Below are 13,321 nucleotides of genomic sequence, written 5' to 3'. Positions count from 1 at the left end.
TACCTAAGAACTAAAGAAGCGACGAAGAAAAGCCATTTCTATGGCACAATCAGCAAAATCATCACCACGGGAAATTCTATCGGAAGCCTGCTGAAAGTTATCAGTAGTCAAAATGCCATTCACAACAGGAACTCCCTGAGCTTCCTGGACACGGTAAATAGAAGAAGAACTCTGCATAGCTACAACATCAAAATGAAAAGTATCTCCACGAATAACGCACCCTATAGCCACCATAACATCTAGAGGAAATTGACGAGCAGCGATCAATGAAAGGGCATAAGAAATCTCCAGCGATCCGGGAACATCGGCATGAACCAGGCAGGATGTCGAAACACCTCTAGAGAGCAGTCTATCTACACACTTATCTCTAAGTGGCAAAGTAATATCAGAATTGAAGCGACTGGTAACCACGCCGACAACCAAATTAAGATCAGAAACATCAAACGGAACCTCAGCGCGAATAAAATTACGCTCCGACATAAACCTCCAGCAAAAAGCAAGAATCAAGTTAAATTCATCAAAAACCGAAGCACGATTTCCAGTCATCAATAGACAAACATGGAGCAACAGTCCCAATATCAGTAGCAATAAAAGACAAAGCAGTAACTGTTCTCTTAAAAACAACCTGAAAGGATGACATCATCACTAAATCCTTAAAGGCCAAACCACCTTTTACAGCAACAATCAAACGAAAAACACCAACCATTCCTGGCTCTGGAGAAGAATTTTTCATGCAATTTACAATAGTGCCACGAACATCACCATCACAAAAAATTTCCCCAAAGAAATTCTTATCAATAGTCAAAGAATTAGACTTCTGGAAATCTCGATATACCAGGCACCAGACACACCCATCAACTTCATCGCTATACTGTCTTACACAAATACCATCTCCCAGAGAAATCTCTCCAGCAAAACACAAAATTTCCTCATTTTTTAATCTAAAATCCACCAAATCTTCAACAAATCCTATTTTAAGGCCATGAAAACTTGAAAGCTCCTCCAGTTCAGGCAACCTAGACATGGAGCCATCATCATTTAGGATTTCACAAATAACCGCCGCGGAAGTCAATCCAGCAGCGCAACACAAATCAACACTTGCCTCAGTATGTCCCGAACGCATAAGAACGCCACCTCTATGAGCACGCAACGGAAACATATGTCCGGGGCGTCTAAAGTCCTCCGGAACGGCATTGACATCGACAACCTTAGACGCAGTTATTGCTCTATCATAAGCAGACACTCCGGTAGTAATTCCCTCTGCTGCATCTATAGTCACAGTAAAAGCAGTCAGCCCCCGGGGAGCTGTCTCAACCATAGGATAAAAATTCAATCGATCACAAATACTGGCAGATAAAGGCATACAAATCAAACCCTTACCATAAGTAGCCATAAAATTAATTATTTCAGGAGTAACATAGTCTGCTGCAACAACAAGATCACCCTCATTTTCGCGGAACATATCGTCCACTATGATGACCATCTTTCCTGCAGAAAAATCAGACAGAACTTCCTGAATAGAAGAAACTGGCATCAAACACCGTTATTTCTTGAACAGTTCAAAAATACCTCAGCACAACGCGAGGCATACCTAGCCATCATATCAACTTCTACATTAACAGACGTAGAGAGATCAAAATTAGATGACGTTGTATGAGAAAGAGTATGAGGAATCAAGTTTACACTGAAACGTACATCCTCAACACCATCCTCAACACCATTCACAGTCAAACTGATTCCATCGACAGCAATGGAACACTTCCTAGCAATGTAAGGTGCAAATAAAGGGGGGATTGAAACAACCATTTCTTGGGAGTCACAAACGGAGCGCCACACAACTATCTTACCAACGCAATCGACATGGCCATAAACAAAATGCCCCCCTACAAGCGAAGAGGGCCTCAACGAGGTTTCCAAATTAACCAACGCTCCGGTCACATCAAGTAAGCAGGTGCACGACAAAGTCTCCGCTGACACATCAAAACCACAGCCAGCATCTGTAACAGAAACAACGGTCAAACAAACACCAGAAACACACACACTATCCCCGACAGAAACAAGGGAAAGATCAAAACCGGAGCTACGATCCCGGCATAATTCAACGAATACAGAAGCCCCTGAGGATTTTGGACAAACACTAATCACACGTCCAACCCCGGATATTATACCGGTAAACATAGACACCCCTCAGAAGGAAAACATTGCAGTGGAATGCAAAATCTAGGAGGCTGAAACAGAAGAATCAACAAGCTCAACATAGGCCATAGGAGCCCCGTCTCCTTTACGAAAACCTCTTTTTAAAACTCTCACATACCCACCAGGGCGATCAAGATAACGAGGTCCCAACACACCAAAAAGCTTACAGACAACATCACGATCACGAAGGCGGTCAAAAACCAACCTACGATTACCCAAGGTATCCTTCTTACCCCTGGTAATCAAAGGCTCTACAACTCTACGAAGCTCCTTAGCTTTAGGTAAAGTTGTTACCAAACGCTCATGATTAAGTAGCGAAGAAGCCATATTGCGAAACATCGCACGCCTGTGACTACTAGTCCGATTCAACTTCTTGTTAGACTTACAGTGCCGCATAAAAAATCACCCTCCGACAAAACATTAGCTATACACTCTTATTAACGCCAACCGGGGGCCACGCCTCCACCTTCATACCTAGCGACAGACCATAATCGGCAAGAACTTCCTTAATCTCCATAAGAGACTTACGTCCCAGGTTAGGAGTGCGCAAAAGCTCATTCTCACTTCTCTGAACAAGATCACCAATATAATAAATATTTTCAGCCTTCAAACAATTAGCCGAACGAACCGTCAGTTCAAGATCATCCACAGGACGCAACAACAAAGGATCAATTGCCGGAACTTTTGGAACCTCCATAACCGACTTGGCACCCTCTAAATCAGCAAAAGTGGCCAACTGATCAATAAGAACTCTTGCCGCCTCACGAACAGCCTGGTCGGGATTAATAGATCCATTGGTCTCAATCTCAAGAATCAATTTGTCGAGGTCGGTACGCTGCTCGACACGCGCTGCCTCAACAGAGTAAGAAACTTTTTTAACAGGACTAAAAGAGGCATCCAGCAAAATTTTTCCAACCCTCTTAGCCTCTTCTTTCTGACGACGCAAAGAAGCGGGAACGTAACCTCGACCACGCTCAACCTTTACCTGCATCTCTAATTTACCACCAGCACTCAAGCTAGCGATAACAGCGTCCTTATTAACCACAGTTACATCATGACTAAGCTCTATGTCAGATGCCGTGACATAACCTTCCCCAGACTTACGAATTGAAAGGACAGCCTCATTACGAGAATGGAGCTTAAAAACCACTTCCTTCAAATTCAGCAATATGTCAATGACATCTTCACGAACACCGTCAATGGTCGAATACTCGTGTAATACCCCCGAAATAGAAACCTCCGTAGCTGCAAAACCCGTCATAGACGAAATAAGAACTCGCCGAAGAGCATTGCCCAAAGTATGGCCGTAACCCCGCTCAAACGGCTCCATGGTGACTCTACCCTTAGTAGGTGAGAGCATCACCACCTCCACAATCCTTGGCTTCAGCAAACCACTATCTTGCATGGAAACTCCTTAGACACAACCAATCGAAGTAATCTACCTTGAGTACAACTCAACAACTAACTGCTCATTAACATCAGCCAAAATATCTGACCTGTCAGGAGTAGACTTAAAAATCCCCTCAAACTTCTTGGCATCAACTGAGACCCACTCAGGAATCCCCCCACCAGAAAGCAACAGCTCCATAGATTCATGTATACGAGCCTGCTTACGGGCTTTATCACGCACCGAAACAACATCATTTGGCTTAACTTGATAGGAAGGAACATTAACGGACTTACCATTAACAAGAATCGCCTTATGGGAAACCACTTGACGTGCCTCAACACGAGTCGAGGCAAACCCCATTCTGTAAACCACATTATCTAAACGAGATTCCAAAAAAGAGATCAAATGCTCGCCGGTGTTCCCCTTTTTACCATGCGCCATCTCAAAATACCTACGGAACTGCTTCTCACGAACACAATACATGCGACGAAGCTTTTGCTTCTCCCTCAATTGCAATGCATAGTCAGAAAGTCGAGAAGGCTTAGAGCCATGCTGCCCTGGACGAACATCCAACTTTTTACACTTGCTATCGAGAGACCTACGAGCACTCTTAAGAAACAAGTCCTTGCCTTCCCTACGAGACAAGCGACATTTAGGACCTATATACCTAGCCACATCCAACTCCCTGACTAAATTCTGCGACGCTTCGTCGGACGACAACCATTATGAGGAATAGGAGTCACGTCAGAAATCGCAGTAATCTTGTAACCAACAGCATTCAAAGCCCTGACAGCAGATTCTCTACCAGGCCCAGGCCCTTTTACCCGAACTTCTACATTTTTCAAACCAAACTCTTGGGCTTGACGACCTGCCTTCTCCGCAGCTACCTGAGCAGCAAAAGGAGTACTCTTACGAGAACCCTTAAAACCCGACCCACCAGAAGAACACCAACTCAAAACATTCCCCTGACGATCAGCAACAGTAATAATTGTGTTATTAAAAGAAGCATGCACGTGAACTATACCGTCCGTAACTGCTTTCTTAACCTTCCTCTTAACCTTTGAAGAACCACTTGTCTTAACCATATAGATACATTCCGATCACATACATTATATTACTTCTGCATCTGACGACGAGGCCCCTTACGAGTCCTAGCATTCGTCCTTGTTCTTTGACCTCGAACGGGAAGACCTTTCCTGTGACGCAACCCTCGATAGCACGAAAGATCCATCAACCTCTTGATGTTCATGGAAACCTCTCGACGCAAGCTTCCCTCAATTGTAAATTTAGACAATTGCTCCCGTATACTACCGAGCTCGTGCTCCATCAAGTCTTTTACTTTCTTAGACTCATCAATTCCAGCCAAACTACACAACAAACGAGCCCTGGAAACACCAACCCCATAAATAGAAGTCAAGGCAATAAAAACATGCTTATTACCCGGTATATTAATCCCTGCTATACGTGCCATACTAATATCCTAACATCAACCCTGACGCTGCTTGTGGCGAGCATCTTTACAAATAATTCGCAAAACACCACGCCGTCTAACAAACTTACAGTGACGACACATAGCCTTAACAGAAGCTCTAACCTTCATAAACAACTCCCAAGAGTAACCCCATACAACTACTTGACACGAAATACAATTCTAGCACGAGTCAAGTCATACGGAGTAAGTTGAACAGTAACTTTGTCCCCAGGAAGAATCCTTATGTAGTGCATCCTCATCTTCCCGGAAATATGGCCCAAAACAACGTGACCATTCTCCAGCTTAACCCTGAAGGTTGCGTTGGGCAAAGTTTCAATAACTTCGCCTTGCATCTCTATAAAATCTTCCTTAGCCATTCACAAACTAACGCATGTAAGCGCCGCCCTTAAAATTAGACTTTTTCAACAAACTCTCGTAATGATGCGTCATTAAATAGGCCTGAAGCTGAGCTATGAAATCCATGGTCACAACAACCACTATCAAAAGAGAAGTCCCTCCGAAATAAAACGGAATTCCCCACTTAATATTCAGAAACTCAGGCAACAAACAAACCAAAGTAATGTACACAGAGCCAACAAGAGTCAACCTTAGAATCACTTTCTCAAAATACTGCGCTGTGTGCTCTCCAGGACGAATCCCCGGAACAAAAGCCCCCCCCCTTTTCAAATTGTCAGCTGTCTCCTTAGGATCAAAAACAAGAGCCGTGTAAAAAAAACAAAAAAACACAACAGCAACACCATAAACCACGAAATGTAAAGGCTGGCCAGGAGAGAGAGACGAAGCCAAATCCCTCAACCAGTAAATATGCCGGCTAGAACTAAACCAAGATATCAAAGTAGTTGGAAAAAGAATCACCGATGAAGCAAACAACGGCGGAACCACCCCACTCATATTCACCTTCAGTGGCAAGTGCGAAGACTGGGCAGAATAGACCTGACCAGACGACTGCCTCTTAGCATACTGAACCGGAATACGCCTTTGACCACGCTCGACAAAAACAACAACAGCAGTTACAAAAAATACCAAGAAGCAGATAAAAAGAGCAAAAAGAGGAGAAATTTGCCCCAAACGTACCATAGTTAACAACTTGCTGAGCGAGTTAGGAAGACCCGATGCTATACCAGCAAAAATAATTATGGAAACACCGTTACCCAAACCCCTCTCGGTTATCTGCTCTCCCAACCACATCAAAAACATGGTCCCAGAAACCAGAGTGAGCGCTGTCATCAAAACGAAAGACAAACCAGGCCTCAAAGAAAGATTATTAGCATCCAAGGCAACTGCTATACCTACGCCCTGAAAAAAACCCAAACCAACAGTAGCAAACCTGGTGTACTGCGTAATCTTCCGACGACCAACCTCACCTTCCTTCCTCAATGCATCAAGGTGAGGAACAGCAACACTCAACAGCTGAACAATAATAGAAGCCGATATGTATGGAACTATACCCAAGGCAAAAACCGTAAACCTCTGAAGAGCTCCTCCAGAAAAAACATTAAACATCGCCAACAAACCATGGGATTGACTCTTGAAAAGATGAGACAACCTGGCAACATCAATACCGGGAACAGGAACATGAGCACCTATCCTGTAGACAATCAAAGCACCTAACAAGAAAAGTATCCTGCCCCTAAGATCAGCATAGCGACGAACGCCATCCATGGTACATCCCAAAAAAATTCAACAATAGTAACTAAGTCTTCAAAGAATCCAAATGTGCACGAACACCGCTTGTCAACAAAAGACCATCGCACTGGATATACTCTCCGACAGGAGCATCCAAAAACACCTTCACCGTCTTAACCAAAGGAGAAATCAATCCAGCTTCCTTCAGAAAATTTATATCAACAACACTTCCAGCAAAAGCCACCAACTGAGTTAAGCGTAAGCTAGCATGAAACCTAGCAGAATACTGCGGGGACCTAAATCCTCTTTTGGGAAGCCTTCTCTGCAAAGGCATCTGCCCCCCCTCAAACCCAACTTTGTGATAACCACCAGCCCTAGCATGCTGACCTTTATGGCCACGCCCACAAGTTTTACCGAGACCAGAACCAATGCCACGCCCAACGCGCCTCTTAGCTGACCTGGAACCACAGCCAGGCTTCAACTGATTTAAAAACATTTTAACTAACCCTCAAACTCGCTACAGTCAACTAAATAAGAAACACGATCAACCATACCCCTAACTGTCGGGGTATCCAAAAACTCACGAGAAGAACCCAACTTATTCAAGCCCAAACAGCGAACAGTGCTCCTGTGAGAAGAACGTACACCTATCAAACTTCTAACCAACCTCACCAATAACTTCTTTTCTTTGGTGCTCATACCACCTACTCCAATATCTCTTCAACAGTTTTTCCCCGCTTAGCCGCAACTTCATAGGGAGTAGTCATATTGATTAACGCGTTAACAGTAGCACGAACTACATTATAAGGATTGGTGGAACCATAGCACTTAGCTATGACATTTGTAACTCCCATCACCTCAAAAACAGCTCTCATAGCACCACCGGCAATAACACCAGATCCCTGCGGAGCAGGCAACATAACAACACGAGAAGCACAATACTTACCCTTCAAAACATGCTGCAAAGTACCATCTTTCAAAGGGACCCTGACCATGCTTCTTTTTGCTTCATTTATAGCTTTTTGGACAGCAACTGGAACTTCCCTAGCTTTGCCTTTACCAATACCAACACCACCGTCCCCATCTCCAACAACGGTAAGCGCAGCAAAACTCAATATACGACCACCTTTGACAACTTTAGTAACTCTATTGACAGAAATCATCTTCTCACGAAAAGAATCAGACTTATCATCAGAGGACTTTTTATGCCCCTTATCTCTAACCGCCATACAAACCAGCTCCAATCAAAAAGTCAAACCAGCAGAACGGGCCGCATCAGCCAAAGCCTTAACCTTACCATGATACTTGTAACCCGAGCGATCAAACGCAACCACAGTAACACCCGCTGCCACAGCTTTCTCAGCAATGAGCACACCAACCAGAGACGCAGACCCAATCCCAGAAGCAGCAGGAGAACGATCCTTAAAAGACTTATCCAAAGAAGAAGCACTAGCTATAGTTGAAGTACCGCAGGAAGATATAAGCTGAGCATAAATATGCTTGTTGGAGCGAAAAACACTCAACCGAGGCATACCTGAGAGAACAATTCTAACACGAGTAGCTCTAGCTCGCACCAACCGCCTTTTACTCTTGTTCAGGACCATAGAAAACCCTCTAAGCAAAACACACAAACACCATCACTTCTTCTTAACTTCTTTCAAAACAACTACTTCATCAGCATAACGAACACCCTTGCCTTTATAAGGATCAGGAGATCGAAAAGAACGAATATTAGCAGCCGTCAAGCCAACTAACTGCTTATCTATTCCTGAAACAATCAGCTCTGTAGGCGTCAAAACCTTAGCAACTATCCCCTGGGGAATTTCATAAATAACAGGATGGGAATAGCCCAAAGAAAGATTCAACGCACTCCCCTGAAGGGATACACGATACCCCGTACCGAACAAAACGAGCTTTTTCTCAAAACCTTTTGTGGTACCTATCACCATGTTATTCACAATAGCCCTGGTGGTACCAGACAGAGCGATAGCAAACTTGCTAGCACCCAAGGGCCTAAATCTTAGAACCCCATCCTCCAAGACAACCTCAACAAGATGAGACCTGGAAAACCTAAGCACACCACCTGGTCCCCTAACCTCTACACTCCCGGCAGTCAATTCAACCGAAACTCCGGCAGGCAACTTAATAGGACTCTTAGCAACCCTCGACATGAAATCCCAACCCTAATAAATCGAAAATAAACTACGAAACAAAGCAAATGACTTCACCACCAATGCCTCTCTTTTTCGCTTCCTTGTTAGTCATAACACCACTAGAAGTAGTCATTATAGCTACACCCAACCCATTAACCACGTCAGGTAAAGAACTCTTGGAAGCATAAGCCCGCAAACCAGGGCGAGAAACACGAGATATCGTACTAATAACCGGAAATCCTGCGTAGTACTTCAAAAATATCCTCAGGTACTCAACACCCTTACGGGGAGAAAAAGCCTCATAGGACTCGATATAGCCATCTCCCAGTAGAACAGAGGCGATACTCTTAATCAAACGAGAAGACACTACCTCAACGCTCAACTTCTTAGCCATATGGGCATTACGAATCCTCGTCAACATATCCGCAACAGGATCACTTAAACTCATCATCATCCCCCAGAGAATTACCAACTAGCCTTAACAAGACCAGGTATTTCACCCCTAGCTGCCATTTCTCTCAATTTGTTACGACACAAACCAAATTTACGAAAAACACCACGGGGACGCCCAGTCAAAAAACAACGCCGTCTCAACCTAACAGGACTAGAATTGCGAGGTAAAGATTGAAGCTGCAATCGAGCTTGCATTCTCTCTTCCAAAGACAAAGCTTGATCGGAAATACGAGATGCCAAAAGACGACGTTTTTCAAGGTAGCGAGAAACAACAGCCGAACGTTTTTTCTCACGATTTTTCAAAGACAATTTTGCCATTTCTATCAAGACCTAAAAGGAAAGTTAAAACAATCTAGAAGAGCCCTAGCTTCTTCATCACTCTTGGCCGTAGTAGTAATGCAAATATCAAGTCCCCTAAGCGCATCGATCTTATCATACTCAATTTCAGGAAAAACGATCTGCTCCCTAACACCCAAAGAATAATTACCCCGACCATCAAAAGAGCGAGAACTTAACCCACGAAAATCACGAACACGTGGCAACGCAACACTCACCAAACGATCCAAAAATTCATACATCCGACAACCACGCAGAGTAACCATACAACCTATAGGCTGACCTTGCCTTATCTTGTAGGTCGCTATGGATTTTTTTGCCTTCGTAACCACAGGCTTCTGACCAGCAATGCGGGACATGTCACCAACCGCATGTTCAATAACCTTCTTATCAGCAACCGCCTCGGAAACACCCATGTTCAGCGTAATTTTGACGATCCTCGGAACTTCCATCACTCCAGAGTAAGAAAATTTCTTCACAAGCGCCGGAACAACTTCCTCCCTGTAATGTCTCATCAATCTAGACATATCAAAAACCCCAAAAAAATCCAACTCCAAAAAATTTAAACTGGCAAACGTTCTCCAGCTATCTTGAAAACTCTCTTTTTCTTACCTTCAGAGAAAACGAAACCAACAGGGTAAGAACGACCGTCTCGCTCACAAAAAAGAGCAACGTTGGAAATGTCTATCGGCATCTCTTTAGAAATAATCCCACCCATTTCATTCTTAGCAGGATTGGGCTTCATGTGTTTTTTACAAACATTAACCCCTTGAACCAAAACCTTCTTGCCATCCAACACAGCCAAAACCTCACCCCTACGTCCCTTAGCGGAACCAGATATTACCACAACCGTGTCACCCTTAATAATTTTTCTCACAAAAAATCTCCGCTCTGGAATCCAAATCTATATAACATCTAATCTATATAACTTCAGGAGCCAAAGAAACTATCTTCATAAACTTTTCCGTTCTTAATTCTCTAGTCACCGGACCAAATATACGAGTGCCTATGGGCTCCAACTTGGAGTTCAACAAAACAGCTGCATTATCATCAAAACGAATCGATGAACCATCATTGCGCCTCACTGCCTGAGAAGTACGAACGACAACCGCAAAACAAACATCACCCTTGCTAACACGACCGCGAGGAGCAGCATCCTTCACACTAACCTTAATGATATCACCAACACGAGCATAGCGACGCTTAGAACCGCCAAGAACCTTTATGCAAAGAACCTTCTTTGCCCCCGTGTTGTCAGCAACACCAAGCAACGACTCAGACTGAATCATAAAAAAACCCCATAAATCAAAACTACCGCCTAGCTTTACCCAACAAGCGAGTAACCCGCCAAGAAACCGTCTTTGCAAGAGGACGACACTCAGATATCTCAACAACATCGCCTTCTTTTGCCGAAAAACTATCATCCCTAACATGGTACTTTTTGGAACGAGTAACGATCTTGCCATACACAACGTGACGAACACGACGCTCCACAAGAACAATAACAGTCTTCATCATCTTGTCACTAACAACTCGACCAATCAAGGAACGAGCCGTAGGAGAAACAGCAACACTTTCCATAGACACAATCTACCCCCTAAACGGAAATTCCCCTCTCGGACAAAACTAACTTAACCCTAGCAATATCACATCTAACAGTTCTAACATCTAAAGAACCAGAATATCCCAAAGCTTTCTTCATATTCAAAGACAAAAGAAGCTTGAACAGAGACTCCAGCTCTTCCCGCAATTCTTCCTCTGTCTTCTCACGCAACTCACTAGCCCTCACTTACCATACTCCTTCTCGTTACGAAGACAGTCTTGACCGGCAACTTAGCAGCAGCCAAAGAAAAAGCCTCCCGAGCTAATTTCTCACTCACACCATCCATCTCATAAATAACTTTTCCTGGCTGAACCTGAGCTACATAAAACTCTGGACTGCCCTTACCATTACCCATCCTAACTTCAGCCGGTTTAGAAGATATAGGTTTATCTGGAAAAATACGAACCCAAATCCGACCGCCTCTCTTTATATGGCGAGTCATAGCTCTTCTAGCAGCCTCAATCTGACGAGCAGTAATCCTCGCCAAACCGGTAACTTTCAAACCAAAATCACCAAAAGCAACAGAGCTACCACGGACGGCAACACCCCTATTCCTTCCTTTGTGATCCTTACGATACTTTCTTTTAGCTGGCTGTAACATAAAAATTACCCAAAAAAATTACGACCCTGAGCCGGATTTAGTAGCAGGAAAAGATTTCCTAGAGCCTTCACGAGACCTTTTACGCTGATTATCAGGAGCAGAACGTGGGGAAGGAGGAGAAGGCACAGCAGAAGGAGAAACCGGAGAAGAAGATGGAGATGCAACAGCAGCTCTATCTCCCTTAAAAATCCATACCTTCAAACCAATAAGACCATAGGTAGTTTTAGCCTCACTGAATCCGTAACCAATATCTGCACGAAGCTTCTGCAACGGAACTCGACCCTCACGGTACCACTCAGAACGAGCAATATCAATGCCATTTAACCTACCAGATGCCTCTATCTTAATACCTTCAGCGCCTAAACGCATAGCACTCTGTATACATCTCTTCATTGCTCGCCTAAACATCACCCGCTTTTCCAATTGTTGAGCCAAAGAATCAGAAACAATCTGAGCTTCCAACTCCGGTTTTCTAACTTCCTCAACATTTACACAAACAGGAACACTAAGCATAGCCTGAATATCAGCACGAATTCTCTCCAGGCCATCACCCTTTTTGCCAATAATCACACCTGGACGGCCAGAAAAAAGCGTTACGCGAGCACTCTTAGCAGGACGTTCAATCAAGATTCTACTTATTGCCGCACCAGAAACCCTCTTTTTCAGATATTCACGAACACGAATATCCTCCGCCAGCATTTTCGCAAAAACAGAACCTTTTGCATACCAACGAGAACCCCAATCCTTGGTCATCGATAAACGAAAACACACAGGATGAACTTTCTGCCCCATCCAGAACTCTCCTAATTCTCCAAATCACCAACGGTACCAACAAAAACATATATGTGAGACGTAGGTTTTAAAATCCTAGCACCACGGCCACGGGCCCTAGCAGAAAATCTCTTAAGGACAGGACCCTTTTCAATAAAAATCTGAACAACCAACAAATCTTCAAGATCCATGCCCTGATTATGCTCAGCATTAGACGCAGCAGAAAAAACAACTGCCCTAATAATCTGCGCAGCCTTACGACGGGAACAAAAACTAAGCAACCTCAAAGCCTCTACAACAGGCAAACCCCGAATCGTATCAGCAACCAAACGACCCTTCTGAGGAGAGAGACGAACCCCCTTAAGAACAGCCTTGACCTGCATAAAAATCTCCCTCAATTACCAAAAAACTCAAACTACCTTTTGATAACAACCTTCTTGCCCCCAGGATGGCCCTTGAAAACCCTCGTCAAAGCAAACTCACCAAGTTTGTGACCAACCATATTCTCAGAAATAAACACAGGCACATGCTGTCTTCCGTTATGAACGGCTATAGTAAGCCCGACGAAGTCAGGAACAACAGTCGATGAACGGGACCAGGTCTTTATCGGTCGTTTATCTCTCTGAGACACAGCAGTAACAGCTTTTTTCAACAAACTTGCACAAACAAAAGGACCCTTCTTAAGAGAACGACTCATTCT

At 43.9% G+C, this 13,321-nt stretch carries 27 protein-coding genes; all 27 read right to left on the bottom strand.

All coding sequences use genetic code 11. From position 1 onward, the window contains the following. Positions 1-3: 3 nt before the first annotated feature. From ribH to rpsS, 27 genes are read right to left on the bottom strand one after another with little or no spacing between them, the layout of a single operon-like run. Positions 4-546: a 6,7-dimethyl-8-ribityllumazine synthase gene (gene ribH / locus Arg41_RS02600; protein ID WP_092342262.1), complete on the bottom strand. Its 543-nt coding sequence runs from the start codon at positions 544-546 to the stop codon at positions 4-6. Next, the gene (ribB, locus tag Arg41_RS02595) at positions 518-1,534 is read right to left on the bottom strand and encodes a 3,4-dihydroxy-2-butanone-4-phosphate synthase (protein ID WP_092342260.1); all 1,017 of its coding nucleotides are present in this window, start codon (positions 1,532-1,534) and stop codon (positions 518-520) included. Before ribB ends, ribH begins: the two co-directional genes overlap by 29 nt. Beyond that, positions 1,534-2,178 carry a riboflavin synthase gene (locus Arg41_RS02590; RefSeq protein WP_092490450.1) on the bottom strand — a complete coding sequence of 215 codons (645 nt, stop codon included), beginning with the start codon at positions 2,176-2,178 and terminating at the stop codon, positions 1,534-1,536. Before Arg41_RS02590 ends, ribB begins: the two co-directional genes overlap by 1 nt. A gap of 42 nt (positions 2,179-2,220) precedes the next feature. Beyond that, positions 2,221-2,592 carry a 50S ribosomal protein L17 gene (rplQ, locus tag Arg41_RS02585; RefSeq protein ID WP_092342256.1) on the bottom strand — a complete coding sequence of 124 codons (372 nt, stop codon included), beginning with the start codon at positions 2,590-2,592 and terminating at the stop codon, positions 2,221-2,223. Between the two features lie 28 nt (positions 2,593-2,620). After that, the gene (locus tag Arg41_RS02580; RefSeq protein WP_092342254.1) at positions 2,621-3,601 is read right to left on the bottom strand and encodes a DNA-directed RNA polymerase subunit alpha; all 981 of its coding nucleotides are present in this window, start codon (positions 3,599-3,601) and stop codon (positions 2,621-2,623) included. Positions 3,602-3,634: 33 nt separating this feature from the next. Continuing rightward, positions 3,635-4,261, bottom strand: a complete 627-nt coding sequence (gene rpsD / locus Arg41_RS02575; protein WP_092342252.1) for a 30S ribosomal protein S4 — start codon at positions 4,259-4,261, stop codon at positions 3,635-3,637. A gap of 14 nt (positions 4,262-4,275) precedes the next feature. Beyond that, the gene (rpsK, locus tag Arg41_RS02570; protein ID WP_092342250.1) at positions 4,276-4,671 is read right to left on the bottom strand and encodes a 30S ribosomal protein S11; all 396 of its coding nucleotides are present in this window, start codon (positions 4,669-4,671) and stop codon (positions 4,276-4,278) included. Between the two features lie 29 nt (positions 4,672-4,700). Beyond that, the gene (gene rpsM, locus Arg41_RS02565) at positions 4,701-5,057 is read right to left on the bottom strand and encodes a 30S ribosomal protein S13 (RefSeq protein ID WP_092342248.1); all 357 of its coding nucleotides are present in this window, start codon (positions 5,055-5,057) and stop codon (positions 4,701-4,703) included. 15 nt (positions 5,058-5,072) lie between these two features. After that, on the bottom strand, positions 5,073-5,186 hold the full coding sequence (gene rpmJ, locus Arg41_RS02560; RefSeq protein WP_092342246.1) for a 50S ribosomal protein L36: 114 nt from the start codon (positions 5,184-5,186) through the stop codon (positions 5,073-5,075). A gap of 29 nt (positions 5,187-5,215) precedes the next feature. Continuing rightward, positions 5,216-5,434 carry a translation initiation factor IF-1 gene (gene infA, locus Arg41_RS02555; protein ID WP_092342244.1) on the bottom strand — a complete coding sequence of 73 codons (219 nt, stop codon included), beginning with the start codon at positions 5,432-5,434 and terminating at the stop codon, positions 5,216-5,218. 7 nt (positions 5,435-5,441) lie between these two features. Next, positions 5,442-6,740, bottom strand: a complete 1,299-nt coding sequence (secY, locus tag Arg41_RS02550; protein ID WP_092342242.1) for a preprotein translocase subunit SecY — start codon at positions 6,738-6,740, stop codon at positions 5,442-5,444. 31 nt (positions 6,741-6,771) lie between these two features. Then, positions 6,772-7,200, bottom strand: a complete 429-nt coding sequence (rplO, locus tag Arg41_RS02545; protein WP_092342240.1) for a 50S ribosomal protein L15 — start codon at positions 7,198-7,200, stop codon at positions 6,772-6,774. 5 nt (positions 7,201-7,205) lie between these two features. After that, the gene (gene rpmD, locus Arg41_RS02540; RefSeq protein ID WP_092342237.1) at positions 7,206-7,403 is read right to left on the bottom strand and encodes a 50S ribosomal protein L30; all 198 of its coding nucleotides are present in this window, start codon (positions 7,401-7,403) and stop codon (positions 7,206-7,208) included. 5 nt (positions 7,404-7,408) lie between these two features. Continuing rightward, positions 7,409-7,933 (bottom strand): 30S ribosomal protein S5, encoded by a 525-nt coding sequence (rpsE, locus tag Arg41_RS02535; RefSeq protein WP_092342235.1) that lies wholly within the window; start codon positions 7,931-7,933, stop codon positions 7,409-7,411. A gap of 15 nt (positions 7,934-7,948) precedes the next feature. After that, the gene (gene rplR / locus Arg41_RS02530) at positions 7,949-8,302 is read right to left on the bottom strand and encodes a 50S ribosomal protein L18 (RefSeq protein WP_092342349.1); all 354 of its coding nucleotides are present in this window, start codon (positions 8,300-8,302) and stop codon (positions 7,949-7,951) included. Between the two features lie 39 nt (positions 8,303-8,341). Beyond that, a complete protein-coding gene (gene rplF, locus Arg41_RS02525; RefSeq protein WP_092342233.1) occupies positions 8,342-8,875 on the bottom strand; it encodes a 50S ribosomal protein L6 in 534 nt (177 codons plus the stop codon). 31 nt (positions 8,876-8,906) lie between these two features. Then, on the bottom strand, positions 8,907-9,305 hold the full coding sequence (rpsH, locus tag Arg41_RS02520) for a 30S ribosomal protein S8 (RefSeq protein ID WP_092342231.1): 399 nt from the start codon (positions 9,303-9,305) through the stop codon (positions 8,907-8,909). A gap of 17 nt (positions 9,306-9,322) precedes the next feature. Continuing rightward, entirely contained in the window at positions 9,323-9,628 is a 306-nt protein-coding gene (gene rpsN / locus Arg41_RS02515; RefSeq protein ID WP_092342229.1) for a 30S ribosomal protein S14, read from the bottom strand. Positions 9,629-9,633: 5 nt separating this feature from the next. Further along, positions 9,634-10,173, bottom strand: coding sequence for a 50S ribosomal protein L5 (rplE, locus tag Arg41_RS02510; RefSeq protein WP_092342347.1), 540 nt, complete (start codon positions 10,171-10,173; stop codon positions 9,634-9,636). 35 nt (positions 10,174-10,208) lie between these two features. Next, the gene (gene rplX / locus Arg41_RS02505; RefSeq protein WP_092342227.1) at positions 10,209-10,523 is read right to left on the bottom strand and encodes a 50S ribosomal protein L24; all 315 of its coding nucleotides are present in this window, start codon (positions 10,521-10,523) and stop codon (positions 10,209-10,211) included. 43 nt (positions 10,524-10,566) lie between these two features. After that, on the bottom strand, positions 10,567-10,935 hold the full coding sequence (gene rplN, locus Arg41_RS02500; protein ID WP_092342225.1) for a 50S ribosomal protein L14: 369 nt from the start codon (positions 10,933-10,935) through the stop codon (positions 10,567-10,569). A 22-nt stretch (positions 10,936-10,957) separates the two neighbouring features. Beyond that, entirely contained in the window at positions 10,958-11,227 is a 270-nt protein-coding gene (rpsQ, locus tag Arg41_RS02495; protein WP_092342345.1) for a 30S ribosomal protein S17, read from the bottom strand. 16 nt (positions 11,228-11,243) lie between these two features. Further along, positions 11,244-11,435, bottom strand: a complete 192-nt coding sequence (gene rpmC / locus Arg41_RS02490; protein ID WP_092342223.1) for a 50S ribosomal protein L29 — start codon at positions 11,433-11,435, stop codon at positions 11,244-11,246. After that, positions 11,425-11,850, bottom strand: a complete 426-nt coding sequence (gene rplP, locus Arg41_RS02485) for a 50S ribosomal protein L16 (protein WP_092342221.1) — start codon at positions 11,848-11,850, stop codon at positions 11,425-11,427. Before rplP ends, rpmC begins: the two co-directional genes overlap by 11 nt. 18 nt (positions 11,851-11,868) lie before the next feature. After that, positions 11,869-12,642 (bottom strand): 30S ribosomal protein S3, encoded by a 774-nt coding sequence (rpsC, locus tag Arg41_RS02480; RefSeq protein WP_092342219.1) that lies wholly within the window; start codon positions 12,640-12,642, stop codon positions 11,869-11,871. An 11-nt stretch (positions 12,643-12,653) separates the two neighbouring features. Next, positions 12,654-13,004, bottom strand: coding sequence for a 50S ribosomal protein L22 (rplV, locus tag Arg41_RS02475; RefSeq protein WP_092342217.1), 351 nt, complete (start codon positions 13,002-13,004; stop codon positions 12,654-12,656). Between the two features lie 32 nt (positions 13,005-13,036). After that, positions 13,037-13,318 (bottom strand): 30S ribosomal protein S19, encoded by a 282-nt coding sequence (gene rpsS, locus Arg41_RS02470; protein ID WP_092342215.1) that lies wholly within the window; start codon positions 13,316-13,318, stop codon positions 13,037-13,039. Positions 13,319-13,321 lie beyond the last annotated feature (3 nt).

The sequence above is a fragment of the Candidatus Ichthyocystis hellenicum genome (genome assembly GCF_001460935.1).
Taxonomy (GTDB): domain Bacteria; phylum Pseudomonadota; class Gammaproteobacteria; order Burkholderiales; family 2013Ark19i; genus Ichthyocystis; species Ichthyocystis hellenicum.
The sequence above is the reverse complement of the archived record's forward strand: the minus strand, read 5'-3'. Positions and strand labels throughout refer to the sequence as shown.